This is a genomic window from Methylobacterium sp. (assembly GCF_028290105.1).
GTDB lineage: Bacteria > Pseudomonadota > Alphaproteobacteria > Rhizobiales > Beijerinckiaceae > Methylobacterium.
Genome location: NZ_JAQGKL010000154.1, coordinates 1 through 26,614, shown reverse-complemented (window position 1 = coordinate 26,614; position 26,614 = coordinate 1). Strand labels below are relative to the sequence as shown.

The following is a 26,614-nucleotide window of genomic DNA, read 5'->3' as shown; positions in this document are numbered from 1 at the left end:
GACGGCCCTGGTTCCTGGCATAATTCATTTCGGCGCGGGTGGGCACCCGTGCGCGCTGCAACTCAGAGCGTCACCAGGATTTTGCCGAAGACCTTGCGGGATTCCAGGCGCTCCAGCCCTTGCGCGAAGTCCGCCAGCGGCAGGATCGTGTCCACCACCGGCGTGATGCCCTGCGCCATCTTGGCCAGCGCGTCGCGGATGTTGGCCATCGAGCAGCCGAACGAGCCGGTGATGCGGTATTGCTGCTGGAACAGCTGCATCAGGTTCATGGTGGTGGAGACGCCCGAGGTGGAGCCGCAGGTGACGAGGCGCCCGCCGCGCTTGAGGCAGAGCAGCGAGCCGTTCCAGGTGTCGGGCCCGACATGCTCGAACACCACGTCGACGCCCTTGCGCTTGGTCAGGCGACGGACCTCGCCCTCGAAGCGCTCGTCGCGGTAGTTGATGACGTGGTCGGCGCCGAGCGCCCTGGCCTTCTCGCCCTTGCCGTCGTCGCCCACGGTGGTGAACACCGTGCAGCCGATGGCTTTCGCCATCTTGATCGCCGCCGTGCCGATGCCCGAGCCGCCGGCATGGACCAGGATGCTCTCGCCGGGTTCCAGGCGGGCATTGTCGAACAGCATGTGCTGCACGGTGCCGAAGGCCACCGGGGCGCAGGCCGCATCCGTGAAGCGGACGCCCTCCGGCATCTTGACCACGAGGCGGGCCTGCATGGTGACCCGCTCGCGGGCAAACCCGTCGATGTGGAAGCCCATGACGCCGGAGACGTTCTCGCAGAGGTTGTCGCGGCCCTCGCGGCAGGCCTTGCACTGCCCGCAGGTCTGCGCGCCGTACATCGCCACGGGGTCGCCGGGCGCCAGCCCCTCGACGCCCTCGCCGACGCAGACGATCTCGCCCGAGGCCTCGGCGCCGACGGTGAGCGGCAGCTTGCGCTTGGCGAAGGCCATGCCGCGAAAGCCCCAGACGTCGATGAAGTTCAGGCCCACCGCCCGCACCCGGATCTGGACCTCGCCGGGACCGGGGGCGGCGGGCTCCGCGACGTCCTCGAGGCGCAGGTCGCGGTCACCGTAGAGCTGGAGGGCTTTCATGAATGCGTCTTTCCGCAGGGATCGGACGGTCGCCCGTTCGAACAGCGTGCGAGATCTTCGGAATCGATCTCGGGTCCAAGGAACTGCGCCCGTCCTAAGCACGCCGTCCCGACGCATCAACCCGGCTCACTCGGGCGAAAGGTAGCGCCGTCGCGCCCAGCCCAGGATGGGGCCCGCCTTGACCCGGCACCATGTCAGCCCGCTCGGGGTGTCGCTGGTGCAACCGAAGCCGCGGATGCGGGCGCCGACCGGGACTTGGCCGAGGGCCGGCGCGGCGGCGTCCGGCGTCTCGCGGATGCTCAGGGTCTCGCTGCGCGGCAGGCCGCCGACGAAGAACGCCTCGGCGGCCGAAGCCGGGCCGGCGGCGAGCAGGACGAGGGCCAGGGCGGGGCGGAACGGGGACATCGAAGACCTGATCTCAGGAGCGGTGGACGCCCATCATCGCGGTGAGGCCGCCATCGACGGGCAGCACCGCCCCGGTGATGTAGGCCGCCCCCTCGCCCATCAGGAAGGCCGCGAGCGCCGCGACGTCCTCGGGTGTCGCGAAGCGCCCGGCGGGGATCTGGCGCTCCATGGTGGCCCGGTGGGCGGCATAGGGGGCCATCATCCCGGTGTCGATGAAGCCCGGCGCGATCACGTTGACGGTGACGCCGCGCTTGGCCGATTCGATCGCCAGCGTCCGGCAATAGGCGATCAGCGCGCCCTTGGTGGCGGCGTAGGCCGCGTTGCCGGGATTGGCCTGGAGGGCGGCCACCGAGCCGATGGCGACGATGCGCCCGGAGCGCGCGCGGATCATGCCCCGCACCAGGGCTTTCGCGAGCCGCGTCAGCGACCAGAAGTTCACCTGCATGGCCGCCTCGGCCCGGTCCTGGTCCAGCATCGCCGCGAGCGCGTCGTAGGACTGGCCGGCATTGTGAACGAAGCCGTGGAAGCCCACCTCCTCGGCCCGCTCGCAGAAGGCGTCGACCGCCCCGCGATCCGCCAGATCCAGGGCCTCCGCCGTGACGATCCGGTCCGGGTGCCGTTCCGAGAAGTCGGCGACGAGGCGTTCGGCCGCCTCCCCCGACGAGCGATAGGTGAAGGTCACGTCGTACCCGGCGGCGGCGAGCGCCCGCACGATGGCGGAGCCGAGGCCGGAAGCCCCCCCGGTGACGAGGACGCGCTTGGCGGGTTCGGAACTCATGCGGGCTCGTCCGCCAGCACGAGGCAGGTGTTCTGGCCGCCAAAGCCGAAGGAGTTCGACAGCACCCGGCGCACGGGCACGTCGCGGGCCTGCGCCACGATGTCGAGGGGGATGGCGGGGTCGGGCACCGCGTAGTTGATCGTGGGCGGGATGCGCCCATGCGCGAGGGTGAGGAGCGAGATCACCGCCTCGACCGCGCCGGCCGCCGTGAGCGTGTGCCCGATCATCGACTTGTTGGACGAGACCGGCAGGGTGCGGATGCGATCGCCGAACACGGCCGCGCAGCTCATCGCCTCCATCTTGTCGTTCTCCGGCGTCGAGGTGCCGTGGGCGTTCACTGTGTCGATGGAATCGGGCGCGGTGCCGGCATCGTCGAGGGCCGCGCGGATCGCCGCGATGCCGGGGGCCCCGTCGGGGCTCGACCGGGTGCGGTGGAAGCCGTCGCCCTTCTCGCCGCAGCCGAGGACGTAGCCGAGGATCGTCGCCCCCCGCGCCCGCGCGGCGTCCGCGTCCTCCAGCACCAGGGCGCCGGCGCCCTCGCCCATGACGAAGCCGTCGCGGTTCTTCGAGAAGGGTTTTGACGCGCCCTCAGGCGGATCGTTCTGGGTCGAGAGGGCGGAGAGCAGCGAGAAGCGGATCAGGGATTCCGGGTTCACCGAGCCGTCGGTGCCGATGCAGAGGGCGGCGCTCACCTCGCCGCGCCGGATCGCCTCGACGCCGAGCTGGATCGCGGTGGCCCCCGACGAGCAGGCGGTGGAGAGCGAGATCGGCGAGCCCTTGGTGCCGAAACGTTCGGCGATGTGGTCGGCCACGGTGCCGAAGATGAAGAGGTCGTGCCAGGAATCGAAGCGCCGGCTCGCGGCGGCGCGCTGCAGGTCGGTGTAGGTGATCGGCCCGTTCTGGCCGGAGGCCTCGGCCAATGCCTGGCGCTGCGGCCACTCGATCTCCACAGGGGGCACCGCGATGAACAGCGCGCCGGGAAAATCCCCCGGCCGGCCGATTCCGGCTTGTGCGATCGCCTCGCCGGCGGCCTCCTCGGCGAAGCGCTGCGACAGGGCGGGTGCCACCAGCGGATCGGTGTCGAGGAAGTCCACGGTGCCGGCGATGCGGGTGCGCAGGCCTTCCGTGGGGAAGCGCTTGATCGCGTGGATGCCCGAGCGGCCCGCCGTGAGGGCGGCCCAGTTGTCGGCCTGGCCCTGCCCGAGGGAGGTGACGATGCCGAGGCCCGTCACCGCCACCAGGGGGCGGCCTTTCGCGTCGCGGAGGGATCGGTTCGTCATCGCGCCGTTCTACACCGTTTTCCTGGAAGCCACCCGTGCCCGGGGCAGGCGCCGCGCGGTCAGGCCGCCATCACCCGAATCACGCCCTCGCCGCGCCGGTGGCCCACCACCGTGATCGCCACCTCGCCCAGCCCCCTCTCGGAGACCAGGGCCGCGGCGAGCGCGGCGCCGAGCGGTGCGGCCGTCTCCAGCGTATGGCCGGTGACGTCGCCGAGCGCCGTCACCGCGGCGCCGGGGGCGAGGCGCGCCAGGGCCGCGCCCTCCTCCACCGTGACCGGCTGGACGCCGGTGGCGGCGGAGATCACCGCGTCCGGTGCCTCGAGCCCCGTCGTCGCCCAGAGGGCGCTCAGGCTCGCCTCGGTGCTGCCGGGGCGGCGCCGGGTAAGGTCGCTCGCCACGGGCCCGAGGCGGGCCAGCGCCCGCGCGCCGCGGGCCGTGGCGTGCTCGGATGCTTCCAGCACCAGGAAGGCGGCGGCGCTGCCCAGGATGAAGCCCGCCTCGCCCGGTTCGCCCCGCTCGAAGACGGGGCGAAAGTCGCGGGCGCGCAGGTAGCCGCCCATCTCGTGGATCACCATCACGTCGGGCCGCTCGGCGCTGTAGGAGCCGCCCACCAGCATGCAATCGACCTGCCCCGAGGCGATCCGAGCCTGGGCGATGCGCAGGGCGTCGGTGCCGGAGGCCTCTTCGCCCATGAAGGTGCGCGAGGCTCCCGTGACCCCGTGGACGATGCCGATGTTGCCCGCGAGCAGGTTCGAGAGCTGGGCCAGGAACAGCGTCGGGCGCAGGTCGTTCAGCAAGTGCTCGTTGAGGTAGGCGCCCGGATCGGCCGCCTCGCGCAGGCCCGTGAGGATCGCGCCGTCGACGCCCGTGTCGCGCTCGCCGCCGCCGCAGGCCACCACGAGGTGCATGCGGCCTTTCAGGTCTGCATCCGCCTTCACCCCGGCGGAATCGAGGGCGAGCCCGGCGGCATAGACGCCCAGCCGCTGCCAGGGCTCCATCTGGCGCTGGTCGGACTTTTTCGGGATCTGCCCGTCCAGCGCCAGCGGTGCCACCGGATGAACGGTGTAGGGCGCGAAGCTTTCCGTGTCGGTGCGGGCCGGGGCGCCCGCACCGAGGGCCGCCAGATGCGCGGCGACCCCCTCGCCCGCGCAGGAGACGAGGCCGATGCCGGTGACGACGACGTCGCGCAGGGTGCTCATAGAGAGATGTTCATGGCGAGATATTCATGACGGCGTCCCGGCCCCTGGCTCGACGGCGGCGGGCTCGCCCGCGAGATCGAACAGGCCGATCCTGCGAGCCCGCTCGCGCATCGGCGCGTCGAGGCCGGCGGGGAAGGGCATGGTGCGGAAGCGCAGCTCGGCATTGGCGAGGGGCTTGCCGTCGTGGCGGATGGCCGCCTTGGTCACCGCGTAGCCGGAGCCGTCATGCTCCAGGCTCGCCTCGATGTGGAGTTCGGCGCCGGGCCCGACGAACGAGCGGAAGCGCGCCTTGTCGACGCCCATCAGGAACGGCATCTGGCGAAAGCCCAGATGGGCCAGCACGAGGTAGCCCGAGGCCTGCGCCATGGTCTCGGTCAGCAGCACGCCCGGCACCAGGGGGTGCTCGGGGAAGTGCCCCTCGAAGACGGGGCTCTCCATCGGCACGCGGGCCAAGGCCTCGATCCGGCCCGCCTCGCGGTCGAACCGGGTCACGGTATCGATCATCTCGAAATATTCGAGGCGCATGGCGTCCTACGGTCCCGGGCGGGCGGGTTTTTCGACGAAGCCGCGCCGGATCATTGCGGCCCGGCTCAAGCCTCGCGGATCAGGCTTTGGCGGCCTTCTCGGCCACCAGCGCGTCGATGCGCGCGCAGAGGTTCTTCAGGACGAAGTACTCCTCGGCCGGCACCTTGCCCTCGTTGACCTCCTGGGTCCAACGCTCGAGAGGAAGCTTGATGCCGAAGGCCTTGTCCACCGCGAAGGCGATGTCGAGGAAAGCGAGCGAATCGATCCCGAGATCGTCGATGGCGTGGCTCTCGGGGGTGATCGTGTCGCGCGGGATGTCGGCGGTGTCGGCGATGATGTCCGCGACGCGGTCGAAGGTGGCGGTGTGGGTCTGCTCGGACATGCGTTCTCGCCGTGTAACTGGGTATCCCGCCGGAACCGGCGCGAAGCCGACGCCGAGCCGGAACGGTCCGGCGCATGATGCCCGGTGCCCCCCGGTCGCGCAGCATGCCCGGTGGGCCGGCGTCTGCGCAGCCCTGGACAGTGAAGGCGGTCCCTTACACGAGGGGGGTAGCACGGGCAACCTTGGCCACCCGGGCGGCTTAGAATGGCGGGACGCGACCATTCCGATTCCGCCGCGGCGGACTAGATGCAGCGCACAGACGTGGAGGCCGCGCGGGCGGCCGCTCCGCACGAGGTCAGTTGAGACGATGGCAAACCTTCCCCAAGCCGAACGCCGTCCGGAGGCGCTCGGGTCGCCCGATTCCCGATCGATCGCGACCGAGCCCGGCGGGCCGCCGCGTGCGGGCCCGCACCCCCTGTCGGGACAGGCGCAGGGCGTGGCCCGCATCGCGCTGGTTCTGGCGCTCTCGGCCCTCGGCCTCTGGGTGCTGCACCCGTTCATTCCGGCCCTGGTCTGGGCGGTGATCCTGGCCATCGCCCTGGGGCCGCTCTACGCCCGGGCCGAGCGGCGCTGGCCGCCGGGCGGGCACAACATCGCCCTGCCGGCCCTGTTCACGGCGGCGGTGGCGCTGGTGTTCCTGCTCCCCCTCGTGGTCCTCGCCATCCAGGCGGCGCGCGAGGCCCACGACGTGATGGCCTGGGCCCGCTCCTTCGAGAAGACCGGCATCCCGGTGCCCGACCTCCTGGCCCGGCTCCCCTTCGGCGCGGCGCCGGCGCAAAGCTGGTGGGCGGAAAACCTGAGTCATCCGGCCGCCGGCTCGGAGCTGCTCCACCGCCTCGACAATTCCTCGGTGATCGGCGTGACGCGCAGCCTCGGGGCGCAGATCGTGCGCCGGGCGGTGCTGTTCGGTTTCAGCCTCGTCGCCCTGTTCTTCCTGTTCCGGGACGGGCGCGCGGTGGCCGCGCAGGTGCTGACCGCGAGCGCCAAGCTGTTCGGCCCGCGCGGCGAGCGCGTGGCGCGCCAGATGGTGGCCTCGGTCCACGGCACCGTGGACGGCCTCGTCCTGGTGGGGCTCGGCGAGGGCGTTCTGCTCGGGATCGTCTATTACTTCGCCGGCGTGCCGCATCCCGTGCTGCTCGGGGCGCTGACGGCGGTGGCGGCGATGATCCCGTTCGGGGCGCCGCTGGTCTTCGGGATCGCGGCCCTGATCCTGCTCGCCAACGGGACGGTGGTTCCGGCCATCGTCGTGGTGGTCTCGGGCTTCGTCGTCACCTTCATCGCGGACCACTTCGTGCGTCCGGCGCTGATCGGCGGCACGACCCGCCTGCCCTTCCTCTGGGTGCTGCTCGGCATCCTCGGCGGCGTCGAGAGCTTCGGGCTGCTCGGCCTGTTCCTCGGCCCGGCGGTGATGGCGGCGCTGATCCTGCTCTGGCGGGAATTCACGCAAGGCGCCGAGGCGGTGGAGCCCCGGGCCTGAGGGCCCGGGACCTCCCCGAAGGTGCTCAGGCCGGGCGCGGCAACTGGCAGCTGTCGAGGGCCGAGAGCGCCTTGGCGCGGGCCGTGTCGTTGAAGTAGCCGCTGGTGCGGTAGGCATCGAGCTCGCCCTTGTCGAGGCTGGCGAGCGTGCGGTTGGCGTAGCAGCCGCAGGGACGGGCCAGCGACACCTCGGAGACGTTCTGCAGGCGGCCCTGGGTCACGGTGCAGGCGTGGCGTACGCGGCCCGTGAGGTTGCCGGTGGAGGCGGTCTTCAGCGCCGGGTCGGGCGTGTAGCCGGCGAGCGACGCGGTCGGGCCGGGATTGTTGGCGTTGCAGGCGGCGACGAGCGAGAGCAGGCCGGCGGCGAGCAGGAGCCGGCCGGTGCGCGGGGCGATGAGGCGCATGGGAATGATAGGTCCGTGAAAGCGATTCGGGAACGAACCGGTTTCACGGGGGCGTCGCGCCCGCGCAAGGGCGCCGGGGCCACACTGGCCCCCAAACGCCGCCGCCCCGGATGGGAGCCGCGGCGCACGAGACGGCGATCAGCCGACGATGTCGGAATCCTGAAAGAACTGGGCGATCTCGGCCTTGGCGTTCTCGAGGCTGTCCGATCCGTGGTCGGTGTTCTCGCCGACCGATTCCGAGAAGGTCTTGCGGATGGTGCCCGCGTCGGCGTTGGCTGGGTTGGTGGCGCCCATCACCTCACGGTACTTCGCGACGGCGTTCTCGCCCTCGAGGACCTGCACCACGACGGGGCCGGAGGTCATGAACTCCACGAGCTCGCCGAAGAACGGGCGCTCCTTGTGGATCTCGTAGAACGTCTCGGCCTGGGCGCGGCTCATCTGGATGCGGCGCTGGCCGACGATGCGCAGGCCCGCCTTCTCGATCACGGCATTGACCGCGCCGGTCAGGTTCCGCTTCGTCGCGTCGGGCTTGAGAATGGAGAAGGTGCGCTCGGTGGCCATGGTCCGTCCGGTTGTGATCGCTCAGCCGAAAATGGCTTCGGCGCCGGGCTTATAGCGGGCGGGCTCCCCACCCTCAACCCGAGCCGGAATCCCCTGGGGACGGTGGACGATTCCGGACGGTCATGGCTTTGGCGCAACAGCGCCGGAAATTCGCCTGAATGCGGACGCCTCCTGTGGCCAGACGACCACGGCCCCCGGGCCGACTTCCCTGCCCCCACCACGCCTCAGGAGACCAGGACATGCGCGTCGCCCTCCCCGCCGCCCTCATCCTCGCCGGACTCGTTCCCGCCTCCGCCGCACCGGCCCAGGACCCGACGGGCACCTGGCTGACGGGCGACGGCCGCGCCAAGGTCCGCATCGACCGTTGCGGCCCGGCCGCCGCCAACATCTGCGGCAAGGTTGTCTGGGCCAAGTCCGCGACCAACGAGGACGGGACTCCGCGCACGGACATCAAGAATCCCGACCCGAAGAAGCGCAGCCGCCCGGTGCTCGGCCTCACCCTCCTCGACAACCTCAAGCCCGAGGAGGCGAAGTTCTCCGGCGAGATCTACAACGCCGACGAGGGCAAGATGTACCAGGTCAGCCTCGAGCGCGAGAGCGGCTCAGAGCTGTCGGTCTCCGGCTGCCTGCTCAAGGTGCTGTGCGGCTCCCAGACCTGGACCCGCGTGCCGGACGTGAATCAGCAGGCCGCAGCCCAGCCCGAGCCGGCCCCGAAGGTGGCGCCGAAGGCCGCTAAGGCGTCCCCCGCCAAGGCCGCTCCCACCGAGTAGGCGAGCCCCGTTACGCGGCGGTCCCTCAGACCGCCGCGAAGCCGCGTTTGACGGCTGGCCGCGCCATCACGCGATCGAGCCAGGCCCGCACGTTGGGCAGGGTCGCCAGATCGATGTTCTGCTTCTCGTGGTACTTGGCCCAGGGCAGGATCGCGATGTCGGCGATGGAGAAATCGCCCGCCACGTAGTCCCGTCCCGCGAGGCGCCCCTCGAGCACGCCGTAGAGGCGCTGGGCTTCCGTCGTGAAGCGCTCGATGGCGTAGGGGATCTTCTCCTGCGCGTAGATCCGGAAGTGGTGCGCCTGGCCGAGCATCGGCCCGAAGCCCGCCACCTGCCAGAACAGCCATTCGTCCACCGCCACCCGCGCCCGCTCGTCGGCGGGGTAGAGGCAGCCGGTCTTACGCCCGAGATATTGCAGGATCGCGCCCGATTCGAACACCGTGATGGGCTCGCCCCCCGGTCCGTCCGGGTCGACGATGGCGGGGATCTTGTTGTTCGGCGAGAGTGCCAGGAAGTCCGGCGCCATCTGGTCGCCCCGACCGATATTCACCGGCACCACTCGGTAAGGCAGGCCGCACTCCTCCAGCATGATCGGGATCTTCCAGCCGTTCGGCGTGCTCCAGGTGTGCACGTCGATGGGTTTTCCCGAAGCGTGTGCCATGCGGTTCTCGATCCAGCCCAGTTCAGGCCCAATCGCCTCGCCGAAACAATCCGGGACGCGCGTGGAAGGTTGCAGACTGCGTGCCATCGGCGCGAGCGGTGGATCGCGCCGGGACACGTGCGAATGGCGCTTGCCCTCGCCCAGGGTTGTGGCTGTGATGCGGCCGGCCCGCCGCACGGCGGCGCCCACAGATCCCGGGGGTCGTCATGCTGTCGTTCCGTTCGCGCCGCACCCATGCTTTGTTCGCGGCCCTGCTGCTTCTGGCAAGCCCCCTCGTTCTGACGAGTCCCGTCGTCAGCGGCGGTGCGCTGGCGCAGGCCGCGATCGCCCCCAAGGAGGCGAAGGAGCCCAGCGTCGGCCAGAGCGCGGCCCGCGAGCGCCAGAAGAAGTGCGGCGCCGAGTGGCGCGCCCTCTCGGTCTCCGACAAGGCCGCGCAGGGTCCGAAATGGCCGCAATATTTCAGCAAGTGCGTGAAGCGCCTGAAGCAGATCAAGGCGTGAGCCACCCCGCGCCGCACGCGGCCTTTCGCGTGCGCACAAGGAACGTAAGCCTGACCGCACCGGTTGCCGATCCGGTCAGGACTTGTCTCCAACGGGCACGACGATGCGGGAACGGAAGGCGCTGCAGCGCACGGTGGCTCTTGTGGCCCTGGTTCCGGTGGCCTCCGGCCTCTACGGCGTGCTGTTCGGCCTGAACGGGCTCGGCGGCAGCGGCCTCGTCGACGTCTCCGCCGACAGCCATTTCCGCTACCTCTCCGGCCTGCATATGGGCATCGGCATCCTGTTCTGGACCTGCGTGCCCGGGATCGAGGCCAAGACCACGCTGTTCCGCTTCCTCACCCTGGTGGTGGCGCTCGGCGGCCTTGCCCGCCTCCTCGGCCTCGCGCTGACAGGCCTGCCAGCCTTCCTGATGCTGGCGGCCCTCGGCGTCGAACTCGTCGTCACCCCCCTGCTCTGCCTCTGGCAGGCCCGGGTCGCGGCGCGGCACGGCGAGGCGACGCCCCGGGAAACGCTCGGGTGAGCGCCGGCGCGGACGCCCGGCTCTCCCTGCACGACCGGGCGCTTGCGTTCGCCGAGCGCGTGATCCCGAAGCCCGCCGCCTGGGCCTTCGCCGTCCGGATCTGGCTCGCCATGACGCTGGCGCTCTACGCGGCCTTCTGGTTGCAATTGTCGAGCGCCTCCTCGGCGGCGGTCTGCGTCGCCATCCTGGCCCAGCCCACGCGCGGGCAGGCGCTCTCCAAGGCGCTCTACCGCTTCCTCGGCACCATCGTGGGCGCCGTCGTGGCGATCGTGCTGATGGCGCTGTTCGCGCAGGACCGGGTGCTGCTCCTCGTCGGCTTCGCCACCTGGCTGGGGGCCTGCGTCTTCACCGCCCATTTCCTGCAGGATTCCCGCGCCTACGGGGCCATGCTCTCGGGCTACACCGTGGCGGTCATCGCCATCGCGCATATCGATGCGCCGCAGAGCACCTTCGACGCCGCCGTGGACCGGGTCGCGGCCATCACCCTCGGCATCGTGGCGATCACCTTCATCAACGACGCCCTCGGCTCGCCGAGCATCTGGCGCACCGTGCGCGACACTCTCGGCGGCGCCATCGCGGAGACGAAGGCCTTCGCCCGAGAGACCCTGACCCGAGGCGACCCGGGCTCGGAGCGCGCCGCCGCGCTGATCCGGAAGATCGCCGCGATGCGGGCCGACGCGAGCGCGATCGCGGGCGAACTCGACGACGGGCCCGACCGTGCGGCCGGCGCCCGCAGCGCCATCGCGGCGCTCTACGTGATGGCGGCGGCCGCCCGTCATCTGGCCGCGGCGATGGCGCGGCTGCCGGAGCCCTCCCCCGACGTGGCGGAGGCGCGCCGCCTCTGCCTCCGGCTGTGCGAGCCGGAGGATGATCCAGACGAGGCGGTCTTGCGCCTGTCGGATCTCGTGACGGCGGCCCTGCATGCGGGGCAGGCGCCCCTCGACGAGATCCTGGCCCTGCAGCGCGCCCTCGATTTCGCCCGCGCCGCCCTGTTCGCGCAGGATGGCCACCGCGCCCTGGCGCTCGGCGGACGGCCCCTGCGCGACGTGCCCCTGCCGACCCACCGCGACGTGCCGGAGGCCCTGCGCGGGGCGATGCGGGTCGTCGTCGCCTTCGGGTTGAGCGCGCTGCTCCTGATCGCCACCGGCTGGCCCGCGACCTCCTTCGCCCTGGTGCAGGTGGCCGCCACCTGCGCGCTGTCCTCCACCGCCCCCGATCCGCGCGTCTTCGCCAAGGGCGTGCTCATCGGCATGCCGCTCGCCGCACTCTGCGCCGGAATCGTGCTGTTCGGGGCGCTCGGCGGGGTGCAGGGCTTCCCGCTGCTCGCCATCGCCATGGCGCCCGTGGTCTTCGCCGCCTGCTTCCTCAGCCTCAACCCGCCGACCTTCGGCATCGGCTTCATCCTGCTGGTGTTCTTCCCCGTGCTGCTCTCCCCCGCCAACCCGCAGAGCTACGACCCGCAAGGCTTCCTCACCAACGCCTTCCTGGTCATCGTCGCGGCCCTGATCCTGTTCTTCACCGTCCGGACGATCCTGCCGATCTCCACGGCCCGGCACCGTGTCTTCGCCCTCGATTCCGCACGCCGCGCCCTCGTCGAGGCCCTCGCCGGCCAGGGCGGCGACGCCAGCACCCGCACCAGCCTCAACAGCGACCGCCTCCTGCAATTCGCCCGCTGGAGTTCGGGCAGCGCGGCCGTGCGACGGGCGAGCCTCGACCGGGCCTTCGACCTCGCCCGGATGGAATCGGCGGCCGCCCGCGCGCATGCGCAGCTGCGTGGTCTTACCCACGACGCGTCGCTTCGCGCCGTGGCGGAGCGTGCCCGCGCGGCGATCGAGGCCGTGGACGCCGCCCGGATGCGGGAGGCCGCGCAGGCGCTCCTGGCGGCTGGTGCGGGCGCCGCCTCTGAGACCCGCCTGCACCTCGCCCGCGCGGTGAGCGACCTCGCAACGGCGGCGCACGTCATCGAGGGGCAGGGCCGCTTCCTGCGCCGCCTCGGGCTCCTGGCCTGATGCGCAGCGACCTCGATCTCGGCGGCGTGCTGGTCTCCCCCTTCGTCGCCTACGCCGCCGGGGCCCTGGCGATCCTGGTCGGCCTGCGCGTCCTGTTCGCGCATCTCCGCATCGGCCGCTACGTCGCCAACCCGCCCCTGGCGGAGGCCGGCCTCTACGTCTGCATCCTCGCCCTCCTGATCGTGTTTCTCTGAACCATGGCCGACGACACGCACATCCGGACCGGCGCCCCTCCCGCATCCGAACCCCCGGACACCCAAACTCCGGATACGCGGCCGCGCCGGGCCGGCCAGGGCCGCCGGCTGCTGCGCCTGCTGATCACGGCAATCATCCTCGGCTGCGCCGTGGTGGCGGCGGCCCTGGTCTGGCAGTTCTACGTCACCGCGCCCTGGACCCGCGACGGGCGGGTGCGCGTGCAGGTGGCGAGCATCGCCCCCCAGGTCTCCGGGCAGATCACCGAGTTGCGCGTCGCCGACAACCAGGCGGTGAAGAAGGGCGACATCCTCTACGTCATCGATCCCTTCGACTTCGAGGTCTCGGTGACCTCGGCCCAGGCCGAGCTCGACAACCGCGAGGCCGATCTCGGGGTGAAGCGCACCCAGGCCGCCCGGCGCGAGGCGCTCACCACCCTCTCCACCTCCGTGGAGGAGAAGCAGCAATATGCCGGCACCGCCAAGATCGCGGAGGCGGCGGTGGCCTCGGCCAAAGCGCAGCTCGCGCAGGCCAGGACCAACCTGCAGCGCACCCAGGTGCGCGCGCCGGTGAACGGCCGGGTGACGAACCTGCTCCTGCGCCCGGGCGACTATGCCGCCACGGGGACGGTCAACATCGCGGTGATCGACACCGATTCGTTCTGGATCGACGGCTATTTCGAGGAGACCAAGATGGCCCACATCCACGTGGGCGACGCTGTCTCGGCCGAACTCCTCGGCTACGATCCGCTGATCCGGGGGCGCGTGGAGAGCATCACGCTCGGCATCAGCACCGCCAACGCGGCGGCGAGCACGCAGGGCCTGCCCAACGTCGACCCGGTCTACACCTGGGTGCGGCTCGCCCAGCGCGTGCCCGTGCGCATCCGCATCGAGCACCTGCCCGAGGGGGTGACCCTGGTCGCCGGCATGACCGCCACCGTCTCGGTGGGCGAACCCGGCCGCCACCGCGACGACTGGCTCGCCCGCCTGCGCAGCCGCATCAGCGGCACGCCCGCGCCGGCCCCCTGAGGCTGTGGCGACGGCCTCGCGGGTTGCAACGCGGGCCAAGGACCTGGGGCGACAGGATTTCTTAAGCCTGTCGCGATGGGAATGAATACAGTCCGGCGATCATGGAAATAGGCACTTGACGCCTGCTCGATTGGGTCGCAGTCTGATCAGGTGCTTCGACGGCAAAGCACAGCTCAAGCAACGAGGAGGCCTTGATCGGATAACGATCACGACCGACCGGACGCAGGAGATTTGGGAATGACGCCACCCCAGCAGGCGGCTGCGACGATCATCCGGGGCTGATTCGGCCCGGACGTAGAGCAGCGTACACGCGAATTCCGGGACGGAAGCGGTCCCTCGGGGCGCAGACGCGGCCAGCACGGCACGACGTCAGACATGCACCAAGCCCCACCTCGGCCGCTTCCGCCGCCGCTGTTCTTCGACATGCGGTGCACATCGTTCAACCTGTCCGTCTTGAGGCTCGACCGCCGCGCTTACGCGTTGGCGGGATTTGTTGTGATCGGATGCTGTCTCGACCGTCGTCGCGCGAATGTCCGTGCCTTGCCGCGATGCCCTTGCGGTCATTCCTGAGCGCCGCAGGCGAGCCCGGAATCCAGAGCCGCTGATGGTGCGGGGCTTTGCAGGGCTAGCGTTTCCGGCTCCCCGGCTCTCCGGTGCGCGGCCCCGGGATGACGGGGCGTTGAGAGGCTTCCGGGCAGTCCGAAACCGCAACACGATGGACGGATCACGCAGCTTGCGCCGTCCCTCTCGCGGAGGAGGCTGGACCTGCGCTCTGCCTTGCTCCTCGGGCAACACCGCACCTCTGGCAACACTGCCGCGCGTAGCCGGGTCCATCAGCCGGAACGGCGCTCCGCCCTGGCTCCCGCCATCGACGGCGATCGCGCGCTACTCGATGCCGAGCTTGGCCTTCAGCAGCGCGTTCACCGCCGCCGGGTTGGCCTTGCCGCCGGTGGCCTTCATGGTCTGGCCGACGAACCAGCCGAGCAGGGTCGGCTTCTCCTTCGCCTGGGCGACCTTGTCGGGGTTCTTGGCGATGATGTCGTCCACCGCCGCCTCGATGGCGCCGGTATCGGTGACCTGGCGCATGCCGCGCGATTCCACCAGGGCACGCGGGTCGCCGCCCTCGGACCAGACGACCTCGAACAGATCCTTGGCGATCTTGCCCGAGATCACGCCCTCGCCGATGAGGTCGACGATACCGCCGAGCTGAACCGCCGAGACCGGGCTCGTCTCGATGGTCTTGCCCTCCTTGTTGAGGCGCCCAAACAGCTCGTTGATGACCCAGTTCGCCGCGGCCTTGCCGTCGCGGCCCGTGGCCACCGCCTCGAAGTAATCGGCCGAGGCGCGCTCGGCGATGAGCACGCCCGCATCGTAGGGGGAGAGGCCGTAGGCCGCGATGAAGCGCGCCTTCTTGGCGTCGGGCAGTTCCGGCAGGCCCTCGGCGAGGGCGTCGACATAGGCCTGGTCGAATTCGAGCGGCAGCAGGTCCGGGTCCGGGAAGTAGCGGTAATCGTGCGCCTCTTCCTTCGAGCGCATGGAGCGGGTCTCGCCCTTGCCCGGGTCGAACAGGCGGGTCTCCTGGGAGATCGTGCCGCCATCCTCGATGATCGCGATCTGGCGGCGCGCTTCCGTCTCGATGGCCTGGCCGATGAAGCGGATCGAGTTGACGTTCTTGATCTCGCAGCGGGTGCCGAGCGGGTCGCCGGGTTTACGCACCGAGACGTTCACGTCGGCGCGGAGCGATCCCTTCTCCATGTCGCCGTCGCAGGTGCCGAGATAGCGCAGGATGGTGCGCAGCTTGGTCACGTAGGCGCGCGCCTCCTCCGACGAGCGCAGGTCGGGGCGCGAGACGATCTCCATCAGGGCGACGCCCGAGCGGTTGAGATCGACGAAGCTCTGGGTCGGGTTCTGGTCGTGCAGCGACTTGCCGGCATCCTGCTCCAGGTGCAGGCGCTCGATGCCCACGGTGATCGATTCCCCGTCGGGCAGATCGACCAGCACCTCGCCCTCGCCGACGATCGGGTCCTTGAACTGCGAGATCTGGTAGCCCTGCGGCAGGTCCGGGTAGAAGTAGTTCTTCCGGTCGAACACCGAACGGTGGTTGATCTGCGCCTTCAGGCCGAGGCCGGTGCGCACCGCCTGGGCCACGCATTCCTCGTTGATGACGGGCAGCATGCCGGGCATGGCCGCGTCCACCAGCGAGACGTGGTCGTTCGGCTCGCCGCCGAATTCCGTCGAGGCGCCGGAGAACAGCTTGGAGCGGCTCGTGACCTGGGCATGGATCTCCATGCCGATCACGACCTCCCAGTCGTGCAGGCCGCCCTTGATGAGCTTCTTGGGGTTCACGGCAGCGGTCATGATGGCCCGGATTCAGTGTTGGACGACGCGACGCGCCGTCAGAGTGAAAGCCGTCGCCCGCAGGGTCAAGCGAAGCGCCGGTAGATCTGGTGCGCGAGAAAGCCGAGCGCGCCCCACAGGAAGGCCGCGATCCAGCGCACGGGGAAGAAGGTCGGCCCGTCGTGGCTCACGGGCGCCGGCCAGGGCACGCCGATGGCGGTGACCGCCCACGACACCAGCACCGAGACGGCGAACGCCATCAGCGCCACGAGGATGATCTTCACGAACTGGTCGGACTTCCAGCCCATCACCAGCGCGATGGCGATCAGCACGGGATCGAAGGCGGCCCAGATCCAGACCTCGAAGGGGTAGACCGGGACGGTCATGGCCGTACTTTCATGCCCACCACGCGGCCGGGAGCTTGGTGCGTCCCGCAGCCTCTTCGATCACCTGCGCGGCGGCGAACAGCGTCTCCTCGTCGAAGGGACGGCCGATGAGCTGGAGCCCGAGCGGCAACCCCTGCGCGTCGAGGCCCGCCGGCACCGAGATGCCGGGCAGGCCCGCCATGTTCACCGTGATGGTGAAGACGTCCTGCAGGTACATCTCGACGGGGTCGCCCGAGCCCTTCTCGCCGATGCCGAAGGCCGCCGACGGCGTCGCGGGCGTCAGGATCGCGTCGATGCCGGCGGCGTAGGCCTGCTCGAAATCGCGCTTGATCAGGGTGCGGATCTTCTGCGCCCGCACGTAATAGGCGTCGTAATAGCCCGCCGAGAGCACGTAGGTGCCGATCATGATGCGGCGCTTGACCTCGCGGCCGAAGCCAGCGGCGCGGGTGTTCTCGTAGAGGCTGGCGATGTCCTTGCCGGGCACCCGCAGGCCGTAGCGCACGCCGTCGTAGCGGGCGAGGTTCGAAGAGGCCTCGGCCGGCGCCACGATGTAATAGGCCGGCAGCGCGTAGGGCGTGTGCGGCAGCGAGATCTCCCGGATGGTGGCGCCCGCGTCCTTCAGCATCGCCGCGCCCGTGTCCCAGAGCGCCTGGATCTCGGCGGACATGCCCTCCACCCGGTATTCCTTCGGGATGCCGATGGTCAGGCCCTTCACCCCACGCGCCACCGCCGCCTCGAAGTCGGGCACGGGGAGATCCGCGCAGGTGGTGTCGCGGGCATCCTCGCCCGCCATGGAGCCGAGCAGGATGGCGCAGTCGCGCACCGTGCGGGCGATCGGGCCGGCCTGGTCGAGGGAGGAGGCATACGCCACCGTACCCCAGCGCGAGCAGCGCCCGTAGGTCGGCTTGATGCCCACCGTGCCCGTGAAGGCGGCGGGCTGGCGGATCGAGCCGCCGGTATCCGTCGCGGTGGCGCCGAGGCAGAGATGCGCGGCCACCGCCGCCGCCGAACCGCCCGACGAGCCGCCCGGTACGAGCCTGGTCTCGGAGTTGGGCCGGCGCCAGGGCGAGACCACGTCGCCGTAGGCGGAGGTCTCGTTCGACGAGCCCATGGCGAATTCGTCGAGGTTGAGCTTGCCCAGCATCACGGCGCCGTCGCGCCAGAGGTTGGCGGTCACGGCCGATTCGTAGGCCGGCGTGAAGCCCTCGAGGATCTTGGAGCCGGCGGTGGTCGCCACCCCGTCGGTGCAGAACAGGTCCTTGATGCCGAGGGGAATGCCCTCCAGCGGACGGGCCTCGCCGGCGGCGATCTTCGCGTCCGCCGCCTTGGCCATCGCCAGCGCCCGCTCGGGCGTCTCGACGAGGTAGGCGTTGAGGCCGCGCGCCTTCTCCATGGCGGAGAGATGCGCCTGGGTCAGGTCGGCGGCGGAAAAGGCCTTGGCCTTCAGCCCGTCGCGGGCTTCCGCCAGGGTGAGTTCGTTGAGGATTGTCATGGGCGCTCGTCCTGTTGAGCCCCGGTGCTCCGCCGTCGCCGCTGCGTGGGCGCCAGGCGAACCGTCCATCGGGGCGGCCTCGTTCGCTAAGGGCGGGGCGCGCCCCTACTCGACGACCTTCGGCACGAGGAAATAATGGTCCTCGGTCTCGGGCGCGTTGGCCACGATGGCGTCGGCCTTGGCCCCGTCGGTGACGACGTCCCGGCGCTTCTTCATCGCCATCGGCGTCACCGAGGTCATCGGCTCGATGCCCGTCACGTCGACGGCGCCGAGTTGCTCGACGAAGGCCAGGATCGCGTTGAGTTCGCCCTGCAGGGGCGCCACCTCGTCCTCGCTCACCGCGATGCGCGCCAGGTGCGCGATGCGCCTCACCGTCGTTGCGTCGACCGACATGCTGTCTTCAGATCCTCAAGGCTCCGTTCGCGGCATGGCGGGGTTCGCCGGCCGGGGAGCGCTCGGCCGGGCTATAGCACCCGCCTTCGCGGGCTCGCAACGCCGCGCGTCCGGATCGAGCGCGTCTCCGGATCGCGGATGTCAGGTGATCACGTGGTGCGGCATCGCCGGCGCCTCGATGAGGATGCCGGTCTGGCGCGGGGTCAGGTCGACCTGGCGGAAGCCGACCAGGAGGATCTCGCAGGCGAGCGCCAGCATCAGCTTGTGCCGCAGCGGCATCGTCCGGCGCGTTGGCTTCGGCTCGGGATTGGGCGGCGTCATGGGGCGGGCATCCGGTCCGTTAATGGTTCCTTAACGATGCTCTGGCCGATCCGGTCCGCGCAAGGCTATGACAACGTTTCTTTAAGGTTAACGCGTGCGGAGGGACGGATTCATGTGGGAGACGGTGTTCGCGCCCTGCGCGCCGGGGCCGGTGTCCACGCAGGCGGAGCTGGAACGCGCCGAGGCCGACCTCGGCTTCGCGCTGCCCGAGAGCTACCGCGCCTTCTGCCGCACCCTCGGGGCCGGGCTCGCCAACGGGCATTTTCGCGTGGCGATCCCGAGCCCCGACCCGGAGGCCGACCTCGTCGGGCGCTCCGAACTCATGGCCCACAGCATCTCGGCGGTGCTGGCCGACCGGCCGGACCATCGCTTCGAGGTGGAGGGCGACGATCCGGGCGTGATCGACCGGGCCTGCTTCTTCGGGCAGACGGAGGCCGGCGAGTTCCTGTTCTGGGACGTGGTGCCCGGGCGCGACGAGTACGAGATTTGGGTGCTGGGGGCCGACCTCGAGGCGATCCGGTTCGGGGGCGCCGACCTCCTGGACCTGATGCGGCGCAGCCGGGGGCCGGCCGTGCGCGGCATCCTCGGCATGGGCGCCGAGCCCCTCTCCGCCGCCTTCGTGGGCGACGACATCGAGGGCTCGGCCGGCCTGCACTGAGGCCCCTTGCCCACGGGAGCCCGATCCATCAGGAGAGGGCCCTCAACGAGAGAGGGACGGACATGGACGAGGCCGAGATGCGCGCCTTCGCGCAAGCCTCGCAGGGCGGGCCCCGCCTGATCGGGATCGACCTCGGCACCAAGACGATCGGGCTCGCGCTGTCGGATGTCGGGCGCCAGATCGCCTCGCCGCTGGAGACGATCCGGCGGGTGAAGTTCACCCCCGACGTCACGCGCCTGCGCACCTTGTGCGAGAAGCACGGGGTCGGCGGCCTGGTGATCGGGTTGCCGCTCAACATGGACGGCAGCGAGGGCGTGCGCGTCCAGTCGACCCGCTCCTTCGTGCGCAACATGAAGCCGCTGCTGCCCCTCCCCGTCCTCTATTGCGACGAGCGGCTCTCCACCGCCGCCGTCACCCGGGCGCTGATCGCGGCGGATGCCTCGCGGGCCAAGCGCGGCGAGGTCGTGGACATGCTGGCCGCCGCCTACATCCTTCAGGGCTGCCTGGACCAGATGCGCCATGCGCTGGGCCAGGAAATGGACGACGAAACGGACGATCAAGCGCACCACGAGGCCTGACGCGAGCGCGCCCGCGCGGTCGAACGGCCGTCTCTATCGCAGGAGCGACACCGCTCCGCTGCCGTGGCGCTCGATGCGGCCGTCGAGTTCGAGTTCGAGCAGGGTGGTCTGGACGATGCGGGCGCTGAGGCCGGCGGCGCGGGCGAGTTCGTCCGTGCCGATCGGGGTGGGGCTGAGATAGCCGATGAGGCGGGCCCGGTCGTCCGCCGGTTCGGGGGCGTCGCGGGCCTCCTCGAACAGGGGCGGCGCCGGCCCGTCGACATCGAGTTCGTCCCAGAAGATGGGCGCGTCGGCGAGATCCGGACGGTCGACCGCCAGGGCGCCCTCCCCTTGCGAAAAGGCGCCGCCCTCGATCAGCGGCGCGATCGCGTCCGTGACGTGCGCGACCTCGGCCACCAGGGTCGCGCCCTGGCGGATGAGGTCGTTGGTGCCCTCCGCCCGCGGGTCGAGGGGCGAGCCCGGCACCGCGAAGACCTCGCGGCCCTGTTCGAGGGCGAAGCGCGCGGTGATCAGCGAGCCGGAGCGCCGGGCGGCCTCGACCACGACGGTGCCGTAGGCCAACCCCGAGATGATGCGGTTGCGCCGGGGGAAGTCGCGCCCGCGCGGTTCCCAGCCCATCGGCATCTCGGCCACGATGGCGCCCTGGGCCTCCAGGATCGCCTCCACCAGCGCGGCGTGGTTGGCCGGGTAGATCCGGTCGTGGCCCCCCGCCAGCACCGCCACGGTGCCGGGCAGGAGCGCGGCCTTGTGGGCGCGCGCGTCGATGCCGCGCGCCAGCCCCGAGACCACCGCGAGGCCCGCCTCCCCGAGGCCGCGCGCCAGGCGCTCGGTGAAGGACAGACCGGCGGCGGAGGCGTTGCGCGAGCCCACGATGGCGATGGCGGGCCGGTTCAGGATCGCCGGATTGCCCCGGATGGCGAGGAGGGGCGGCGCGGAGTCCGCCGCCTGCAGGAGCCTCGGGTAATCCGCCTCCCCCAGGGCGACGAGGCGGGCGCCGAGCCGGGCGGCGGCGGCGATCTCGGCCTCGGCCTCCGCCCGGCTCGGCGGCGTCACGCGCTTGCCGCTGCGCCCGGTGAGGTGCGGCAGGGCCTCCAGGGCGCCGCTCGCTCCGCCGAAGCGGTTGATCAGGGTGCGGAAGCTGCGCGGGCCGATGCCTTCGCTGCGGATCAGGCGCAGCCAGTCGAGGCGCTGGGCATCGTTGAGCTGCATCACCCTCTCCCATCCGGAGCGGGCGCCGGCCTGTCAGCCCTTCTGCCCGATGCGCCCCTCGGTTCCGTCGATCAGCCGACGGATGTTGGGAGCGTGCTTCCACCATAGCAGGGCGGCGAGCAGGAGAAACAGAAATGCAACCGAGGGCTGTCCCAGCACCCAGAGCACGAGGGGGGTCAGGGCGGAGGCGGCCAGTGCCGCCAGCGAGGAGTATTTCAGCGTGAAGGCGAGGCCGAGCCAGATGGCCGCGAAGGCGAGGAGGCCGAGCGGGCTCAGCGCCAGGAGCACGCCGAGGAAGGTCGCCACCCCCTTGCCGCCCCTGAACCCGAGCCAGACCGGGAAGAGGTGGCCCAGGAAGGCGCCGAGCCCGGCCACCAGCGCGGGCTCCAGCCCGAACCGCCCGGCCAGCAGCACGGCGGCCGTGCCCTTGAGCGCATCGCCCAGCAGGGTCGCGGCCGCCAGGCCCTTGCGCCCTGTGCGCAGCACGTTGGTGGCGCCGATGTTGCCCGAGCCGATGGCCCGCACGTCCCCGAGCCCGGCATAGCGGGTCAGGATCAGCCCAAACGGGATCGAGCCGAGGAGGTAGCCCCCCGCCAGGGCTGCGAGCAGGAGGGGCCAGGCGAGGGACGCCGTGTCGAAGGCGCTCACGCGGCGGCCTCGGTCTCGTCGGGGGCGCGGAACACGATCCGCCCGCCCACCATCGTCAGGAGGGCGGCGCCCTGAAGGCGCGCCTCGTCGAAGGGCGAATTCTTCGAGCGGGATTTCAGCCGGCGCTTGTCGATTATGTAGGGCAGATCGGGGTCGATCAGCACGAGGTCGGCCGGCGCCCCGGGCGCGAGACGCCCGGCCTCGCGCCCGAGCAGGGCGGCCGGGCTCGCGCTCAAGGCTCCGAGCAGGCGCGGCAGCGAGACGTCGCCGGTGTGGACGAGGCGCAGGGACGCGCCGAGCAGCGTCTCGATGCCGAGGGCCCCGTCGGCGGCCTCCGCGAAGGGCAGGCGCTTGGTCTCGACGTCCTGCGGGTTGTGGTCGGAAACGACGACGTCGATCACGCCCTCGTTGAGCGCCGCCACCAGGGCGAGGCGGTCGGTCTCGTGCCGGAGAGGCGGCGAGAGCCGGCAGAACGTCCGGTAGTGCCCGATGTCGCCCTCGTTGAGCACGAGGTTGTTCACGGAGGCGCCGCAGGTCACGGGCAGGCCGTCGGCTTTCGCCCGGCGCACGATCTCGACGGAGTCGGCGCACGAGATCATCGCCGCGTGGTAGCGGGCCTGCGTCAGGCGCACGAGGCGGATGTCGCGTTCCAGCATCACCGTCTCGGCCTCGCGGGGGATGCCGAGCAGGCCGAGGCGGGAGGCCATCTCGCCCTCGTTCATCACGCCGTCGCCGACGAGATCCGGCTCCTCCACGTGCTGCATCAGGAGGACGCCGAAATCGCGCGCATAGGTGAGCGCGCGGCGCATCACCTGGGCGTTCCTCACCGCCTTGAGGCCGTCGGTGAAGGCGACGGCCCCCGCCTCCTGCAGCAGGCCGAACTCGGTCATCTCCTGCCCGAGCAGGCCCTTGGTGATGGCGGCGGCCGGCAGGACGTTGACGCTCGCCGTATCGCGCGCCCGGCGCAGCACGAAATCCACGATGGCCGGCCCGTCGATGACCGGGTTGGTGTCGGGCATGCACACGAGGGTGGTGACGCCGCCGGCGGCCGCCGCCGCGCTGGCGCTCGCCAGGGTCTCGCGATGCTCGGCGCCGGGCTCGCCCACGAAGGCGCGCAGGTCGATGAGCCCGGGGCCGAGGACGTGGCCGGCGCAATCGATCGCCTCGGCCTCGTCCGGAACCCCGGCGAGGGGCCCCCAGGCGACATCCTCGATCCGGCCGTCGCGCACGATGATATGGCCGGGCTGCTGGCGGCCCGTGGCCGGATCGCAGAGCGTGGCGTTGGTGAGCAGGATGGGACGCATCGTCATGCCTCGCGGTTTCGACCGGGCGCGACGTGGCGTCAAGCGGGCCGTCCGTCCGTATCGACGGGCCCTGCAGCCGATTGCCCACGGGAGGCCGAAACGGTCGACGTCTCGTCCGGCTAGCGAGCCTGGACCGGAAGACGTTCCGCGCGCCACGCCTCCCGGGGATTTCCGGAGGGCGCCGGTCAAACCTCGAAGATGGGGTCGTTGGCCGAAGCCTTGTTGAGCTTGAGGCCGTTGAGGCAGTCCGCCTTGGCCACGTAGCTTTCGCTGCTCCTGGAGATCTCCTCACCGTTCTTCGCGTAATAGACCCAGTACCATTGCGCGCGCGTGTCCTTCTTGACCTTGTAGCAGGGGTAGGAAATGCCGGCCATCGTTCCGCTCCGGAGTTCCGCCGTCGGCACCGTGGATGGGTGCGTCGTGGCATGTTATTCAAACTCTAGGTTTGATATCCGGATATTTATTAACTTGAAGTAGGCCTTTCAAGAACCGCTGCCGCAGAAAAAAGACCCCGCCCTTGCGGGCGAGGCCTCCGGTATCACAGGGCCGAAGCCCGAGCCTTACGCCGCGAGCGAGCGCAGTACGTAGGGGAGAATACCGCCGTTGCGGAAGTATTCCAGCTCGTCGAGGGTATCGATGCGGCAGGTCAGGGGGACCTCCCGCTTGGTGCCGTCGGCGGAGGTGATCTCGGCGATCATGGTCTGGCGGGGCTTGAGCTCGCCCGAGAGGCCCCGGATCGAGACCGTCTCGTCGCCCTTGAGGCCGAGCGAGGCCCAGCTCGTCTCGCCCTGGAAGACCAGGGGCACGATGCCCATGCCGACGAGGTTCGAGCGGTGGATGCGCTCGAAGCTCTCGGCCACCACGGCGCGGATGCCCAGCAGCTTGGTGCCCTTGGCCGCCCAGTCGCGCGACGAGCCGGTGCCGTATTCCTTGCCGGCGAAGACGACGAGGGGCGTGCCCTCCGCCTGATACTTCTGGGCGGCGTCGTAGATGAACATCCGCTCGCCGGACGGCTGGAACAGGGTCCAGCCGCCCTCGACCACGTTGCCGGTCTCGTCACGGACCATCTGGTTCTTGATGCGGATGTTGGCGAACGTGCCGCGCATCATGACTTCGTGGTTGCCGCGGCGCGTGCCGTACTGGTTGAAGTCCTGCACCCGGACCTGATGCTCCTGCAGGTAGGCGCCCGCCGGGGAATTCGCCCGGATGTTGCCTGCCGGCGAGATGTGGTCGGTGGTGATCGAGTCGAGGAACAGGCCCAGGATGCGGGCGTCGACCACGTCCTCCACCGGCGCCGGGGTCTTGGTCATGCCCACGAAATAGGGCGGGTTCTGCACGTAGGTGGAGGTCGAATCCCACTTGAAGGTCTCGGCCTCGGTGACTTCGACGGCCTTCCAGTAATCGTCGCCGCCGAAGACGTCGGCGTAGCGGGACTTGAACAGGGTCGAGGTAATGTTGGCCTCGATGAACTCCGCGACCTCCGCCGTCGAGGGCCAGATGTCCTTGAGGTAGACGGGCTGGCCGTCCGAACCGATGCCGAGGGGCTCGGTTGTGATGTCGATCTGCATCGAGCCGGCGAGCGCGTAGGCCACCACCAGCGGCGGCGAAGCGAGGTAGTTCGCCCGCACGTCCGGGTTCACGCGGCCCTCGAAGTTGCGGTTGCCGGAGAGCACGGCCGCCGCCACCACGTCGTTGTCGTTGATCGCCTTCGAGATCGGGGCCGGGAGCGGCCCCGAATTGCCGATGCAGGTGGTGCAGCCGAAGCCGACGAGGTTGAAGCCGAGGGCATCGAGGGGCTTCTGCAGGCCGGCGCTCTCGAGGTATTCGGCCACCACCTGGGAGCCGGGGGCGAGGGAGGTCTTCACCCAGGGCTTCGAGCGCAGGCCCTTGGCCACCGCGTTGCGGGCGAGCAGCCCGGCGCCGATCATCACGCTCGGGTTCGAGGTGTTGGTGCAGGACGTGATCGCGGCGATCACCACGTCACCGTGCCCGATGTCGAAATTGGCGCCCTCCACCGGATAGCGCCTGGCGATGTCGGCGGCCTTCTTGAACTCGGTCTCCATGGAGCCGGCAAAGCCCGGCTTGGCGCCGTCGAGCAGCACCCGGTCCTGCGGGCGCTTGGGGCCGGCGAGCGACGGGCGCACGTCGCCCATGTCCAGTTCCAGCGTGTCGGTGAAGACGGGGTCGGGGGTCTGCGCATCGCGCCACATGCCCTGCGCCTTGGCGTAGGCTTCGACCAGCGCGATCCGGTCGTCGGCGCGGCCGGTGACGGTGAGGAAGTCGATGGTCTTCTGGTCGATGGGGAAGAAGCCGCAGGTGGCGCCGTATTCGGGGGCCATGTTGGAGATCGTGGCGCGGTCGGCCACCGCCATGTCGTCGAGACCGGGGCCGTAGAACTCCACGAACTTGCCGACCACGCCCTTCTTGCGCAGCATCTGCGTGACGGTGAGCACGAGGTCGGTGGCGGTGGTGCCCTCGGGCAGCTTGCCCGACAGCTTGAAGCCGATGACCTCGGGGATCAGCATGGAGAGGGGCTGGCCGAGCATGGCGGCCTCCGCCTCGATGCCGCCGACCCCCCAGCCGAGCACGGCCAGACCGTTGACCATGGTCGTGTGCGAATCGGTGCCGACCAGGCTGTCCGGATAGGCGAGCTCGGTGCCGTCCGAAGAATCTGGATCTTGCTTGGTCCAGATCGTCTGCGACAGGTATTCCAGGTTCACCTGGTGGCAGATACCGGTACCGGGGGGCACGACGGAGAAATTGTCGAAGGCCGACTGGCCCCATTTGAGGAAGGTGTAGCGCTCGCCGTTGCGCGAGTATTCGAGCGCCACGTTGTCGGCCAGCGCCTTCGGCGTGCCGAACTCGTCGACGATGACCGAGTGGTCGATCACGAGGTCGACGGGCACCAGCGGGTTGATCTTCTGGGGGTCGCCGCCAAGCGCCACCATGGCGTCGCGCATGGCCGCGAGATCCACCACGGCGGGCACGCCCGTGAAGTCCTGCATCAGCACGCGCGAGGGACGGAAGGCGATCTCGGTCTCGGTCTTGCCCTTGTTGCCGAGCCACGCGACGGTGGCGGAGATGTCGTCCTTCTTGACAGAGCGGTCGTCCTCGAAGCGCAGCAGGTTCTCGAGCAGCACCTTCATGGCGAAGGGCAGCGCGGTGGCGTCGGCGAGGCCGGCCTTCTCGGCATGCGGAATCGAGTAGTAGGTGTAGGACTTGTCCCCGACGGTGAGCGTCTGGCGAGACTGGAAGCTGTCGAGCGATGCCACGGCGGTCTGTTTCCTCACGAGCGGTTGGTCGAACACGCGCAGGCATAACCTGCGCCACGAGTACACGTGTTCGGCTGGGAGCGCTTTGGAAGCGCGCGCCGCCCCGGGGGTGCCCGGATGAGGGTGATGCGCGAAGGGCGATTTGGACGCCCTGAAGCTCGCGCGGCGCAGCCTGACCGCTTCATAGAACACTTCGAAACTGGCCGCTACCGGGAGCCTGACAGAGTGGTGCGTCTGTTCG

Annotated in this window: 29 protein-coding genes; 9 read left to right on the top strand and 20 right to left on the bottom strand. The window is 70.4% G+C overall.

Features of this window, described 5'->3' with window-relative positions; all coding sequences use genetic code 11:
- Positions 1–62: 62 nt before the first annotated feature.
- The 7 genes from JWQ05_RS11115 to JWQ05_RS11085 form a co-directional block, all read right to left on the bottom strand.
- Entirely contained in the window at positions 63–1,085 is a 1,023-nt protein-coding gene (locus JWQ05_RS11115) for a zinc-binding dehydrogenase (protein ID WP_299658506.1), read from the bottom strand.
- 126 nt (positions 1,086–1,211) lie between these two features.
- Positions 1,212–1,490 carry an SH3 domain-containing protein gene (locus JWQ05_RS11110; protein WP_299658505.1) on the bottom strand — a complete coding sequence of 93 codons (279 nt, stop codon included), beginning with the start codon at positions 1,488–1,490 and terminating at the stop codon, positions 1,212–1,214.
- Positions 1,491–1,503: 13 nt separating this feature from the next.
- Positions 1,504–2,268, bottom strand: a complete 765-nt coding sequence (locus tag JWQ05_RS11105; RefSeq protein WP_299658504.1) for an SDR family NAD(P)-dependent oxidoreductase — start codon at positions 2,266–2,268, stop codon at positions 1,504–1,506.
- On the bottom strand, positions 2,265–3,548 hold the full coding sequence (locus JWQ05_RS11100; protein WP_299658503.1) for a beta-ketoacyl-ACP synthase: 1,284 nt from the start codon (positions 3,546–3,548) through the stop codon (positions 2,265–2,267). The genes JWQ05_RS11105 and JWQ05_RS11100 overlap by 4 nt, the downstream gene beginning before the upstream one ends.
- Before the next feature lie 59 nt (positions 3,549–3,607).
- Positions 3,608–4,747 carry a beta-ketoacyl-ACP synthase gene (locus JWQ05_RS11095; RefSeq protein WP_299658502.1) on the bottom strand — a complete coding sequence of 380 codons (1,140 nt, stop codon included), beginning with the start codon at positions 4,745–4,747 and terminating at the stop codon, positions 3,608–3,610.
- A gap of 24 nt (positions 4,748–4,771) precedes the next feature.
- A complete protein-coding gene (locus JWQ05_RS11090; RefSeq protein WP_299658501.1) occupies positions 4,772–5,272 on the bottom strand; it encodes a 3-hydroxyacyl-ACP dehydratase FabZ family protein in 501 nt (166 codons plus the stop codon).
- Positions 5,273–5,351: 79 nt separating this feature from the next.
- Positions 5,352–5,654 (bottom strand): acyl carrier protein, encoded by a 303-nt coding sequence (locus JWQ05_RS11085; protein WP_244012312.1) that lies wholly within the window; start codon positions 5,652–5,654, stop codon positions 5,352–5,354.
- A 307-nt stretch (positions 5,655–5,961) separates the two neighbouring features.
- Between JWQ05_RS11085 and JWQ05_RS11080 the strand changes: the two genes are divergently transcribed.
- A complete protein-coding gene (locus JWQ05_RS11080) occupies positions 5,962–7,131 on the top strand; it encodes an AI-2E family transporter (RefSeq protein WP_299658500.1) in 1,170 nt (389 codons plus the stop codon).
- A gap of 25 nt (positions 7,132–7,156) precedes the next feature.
- Here the strand turns inward: JWQ05_RS11080 and JWQ05_RS11075 are convergent, their stop codons facing one another.
- Positions 7,157–7,534, bottom strand: coding sequence for a hypothetical protein (locus JWQ05_RS11075; protein WP_299658499.1), 378 nt, complete (start codon positions 7,532–7,534; stop codon positions 7,157–7,159).
- A 138-nt stretch (positions 7,535–7,672) separates the two neighbouring features.
- Positions 7,673–8,095: a nucleoside-diphosphate kinase gene (gene ndk / locus JWQ05_RS11070; RefSeq protein WP_299658498.1), complete on the bottom strand. Its 423-nt coding sequence runs from the start codon at positions 8,093–8,095 to the stop codon at positions 7,673–7,675.
- A gap of 239 nt (positions 8,096–8,334) precedes the next feature.
- Here ndk and JWQ05_RS11065 point away from each other — a divergent pair, with 239 nt between their 5' ends.
- Complete coding sequence (locus JWQ05_RS11065; RefSeq protein ID WP_299658497.1) at positions 8,335–8,865, top strand: DUF2147 domain-containing protein; 531 nt, start codon at positions 8,335–8,337, stop codon at positions 8,863–8,865.
- Positions 8,866–8,890: 25 nt separating this feature from the next.
- Here JWQ05_RS11065 and JWQ05_RS11060 read toward each other — a convergent pair whose 3' ends face one another.
- On the bottom strand, positions 8,891–9,526 hold the full coding sequence (locus JWQ05_RS11060) for a glutathione binding-like protein (RefSeq protein ID WP_299658496.1): 636 nt from the start codon (positions 9,524–9,526) through the stop codon (positions 8,891–8,893).
- A 239-nt stretch (positions 9,527–9,765) separates the two neighbouring features.
- Here JWQ05_RS11060 and JWQ05_RS11055 point away from each other — a divergent pair, with 239 nt between their 5' ends.
- The 5 genes from JWQ05_RS11055 to JWQ05_RS11035 all read left to right on the top strand — a co-directional run bounded on the left by JWQ05_RS11055 (position 9,766) and on the right by JWQ05_RS11035 (position 13,775).
- Positions 9,766–10,026 (top strand): hypothetical protein, encoded by a 261-nt coding sequence (locus JWQ05_RS11055; RefSeq protein ID WP_299658544.1) that lies wholly within the window; start codon positions 9,766–9,768, stop codon positions 10,024–10,026.
- Between the two features lie 103 nt (positions 10,027–10,129).
- Positions 10,130–10,546, top strand: a complete 417-nt coding sequence (locus tag JWQ05_RS11050; RefSeq protein ID WP_299658495.1) for a DUF4345 domain-containing protein — start codon at positions 10,130–10,132, stop codon at positions 10,544–10,546.
- Positions 10,543–12,555 (top strand): FUSC family protein, encoded by a 2,013-nt coding sequence (locus JWQ05_RS11045; protein WP_299658494.1) that lies wholly within the window; start codon positions 10,543–10,545, stop codon positions 12,553–12,555. Before JWQ05_RS11050 ends, JWQ05_RS11045 begins: the two co-directional genes overlap by 4 nt.
- Positions 12,555–12,749: a DUF1656 domain-containing protein gene (locus JWQ05_RS11040; RefSeq protein WP_299658493.1), complete on the top strand. Its 195-nt coding sequence runs from the start codon at positions 12,555–12,557 to the stop codon at positions 12,747–12,749. Before JWQ05_RS11045 ends, JWQ05_RS11040 begins: the two co-directional genes overlap by 1 nt.
- A 3-nt stretch (positions 12,750–12,752) precedes the next feature.
- Entirely contained in the window at positions 12,753–13,775 is a 1,023-nt protein-coding gene (locus tag JWQ05_RS11035; RefSeq protein ID WP_299658492.1) for an HlyD family secretion protein, read from the top strand.
- An 885-nt stretch (positions 13,776–14,660) separates the two neighbouring features.
- On the opposite strand, the gene gatB is transcribed toward JWQ05_RS11035, so the two are convergent.
- The 5 genes from gatB to JWQ05_RS11010 all read right to left on the bottom strand — a co-directional run bounded on the left by gatB (position 14,661) and on the right by JWQ05_RS11010 (position 18,704).
- Entirely contained in the window at positions 14,661–16,133 is a 1,473-nt protein-coding gene (gatB, locus tag JWQ05_RS11030; RefSeq protein WP_299658491.1) for an Asp-tRNA(Asn)/Glu-tRNA(Gln) amidotransferase subunit GatB, read from the bottom strand.
- Between the two features lie 65 nt (positions 16,134–16,198).
- Positions 16,199–16,498: a hypothetical protein gene (locus JWQ05_RS11025; RefSeq protein ID WP_299658490.1), complete on the bottom strand. Its 300-nt coding sequence runs from the start codon at positions 16,496–16,498 to the stop codon at positions 16,199–16,201.
- A 10-nt stretch (positions 16,499–16,508) separates the two neighbouring features.
- Complete coding sequence (gatA, locus tag JWQ05_RS11020; protein ID WP_299658489.1) at positions 16,509–17,990, bottom strand: Asp-tRNA(Asn)/Glu-tRNA(Gln) amidotransferase subunit GatA; 1,482 nt, start codon at positions 17,988–17,990, stop codon at positions 16,509–16,511.
- 105 nt (positions 17,991–18,095) lie between these two features.
- Positions 18,096–18,383, bottom strand: coding sequence for an Asp-tRNA(Asn)/Glu-tRNA(Gln) amidotransferase subunit GatC (gatC, locus tag JWQ05_RS11015; RefSeq protein WP_299658488.1), 288 nt, complete (start codon positions 18,381–18,383; stop codon positions 18,096–18,098).
- 141 nt (positions 18,384–18,524) lie between these two features.
- Complete coding sequence (locus JWQ05_RS11010; protein WP_299658487.1) at positions 18,525–18,704, bottom strand: hypothetical protein; 180 nt, start codon at positions 18,702–18,704, stop codon at positions 18,525–18,527.
- 112 nt (positions 18,705–18,816) lie between these two features.
- Here JWQ05_RS11010 and JWQ05_RS11005 point away from each other — a divergent pair, with 112 nt between their 5' ends.
- Positions 18,817–19,362 (top strand): SMI1/KNR4 family protein, encoded by a 546-nt coding sequence (locus tag JWQ05_RS11005; protein WP_299658486.1) that lies wholly within the window; start codon positions 18,817–18,819, stop codon positions 19,360–19,362.
- A gap of 62 nt (positions 19,363–19,424) precedes the next feature.
- Positions 19,425–19,940, top strand: a complete 516-nt coding sequence (gene ruvX, locus JWQ05_RS11000) for a Holliday junction resolvase RuvX (RefSeq protein WP_299658485.1) — start codon at positions 19,425–19,427, stop codon at positions 19,938–19,940.
- A 33-nt stretch (positions 19,941–19,973) separates the two neighbouring features.
- Here the strand turns inward: ruvX and dprA are convergent, their stop codons facing one another.
- The 5 genes from dprA to acnA all read right to left on the bottom strand — a co-directional run bounded on the left by dprA (position 19,974) and on the right by acnA (position 26,373).
- Positions 19,974–21,149 carry a DNA-processing protein DprA gene (gene dprA, locus JWQ05_RS10995; protein ID WP_299658484.1) on the bottom strand — a complete coding sequence of 392 codons (1,176 nt, stop codon included), beginning with the start codon at positions 21,147–21,149 and terminating at the stop codon, positions 19,974–19,976.
- 33 nt (positions 21,150–21,182) lie between these two features.
- Positions 21,183–21,797, bottom strand: coding sequence for a glycerol-3-phosphate 1-O-acyltransferase PlsY (gene plsY, locus JWQ05_RS10990; RefSeq protein ID WP_299658483.1), 615 nt, complete (start codon positions 21,795–21,797; stop codon positions 21,183–21,185).
- Positions 21,794–23,101 (bottom strand): dihydroorotase, encoded by a 1,308-nt coding sequence (locus JWQ05_RS10985; protein WP_299658543.1) that lies wholly within the window; start codon positions 23,099–23,101, stop codon positions 21,794–21,796. Before JWQ05_RS10985 ends, plsY begins: the two co-directional genes overlap by 4 nt.
- A gap of 185 nt (positions 23,102–23,286) precedes the next feature.
- On the bottom strand, positions 23,287–23,475 hold the full coding sequence (locus JWQ05_RS10980; RefSeq protein ID WP_299658482.1) for a DUF1508 domain-containing protein: 189 nt from the start codon (positions 23,473–23,475) through the stop codon (positions 23,287–23,289).
- 186 nt (positions 23,476–23,661) lie between these two features.
- Positions 23,662–26,373 (bottom strand): aconitate hydratase AcnA, encoded by a 2,712-nt coding sequence (gene acnA / locus JWQ05_RS10975; protein ID WP_299658481.1) that lies wholly within the window; start codon positions 26,371–26,373, stop codon positions 23,662–23,664.
- Positions 26,374–26,614: the final 241 nt, after the last annotated feature.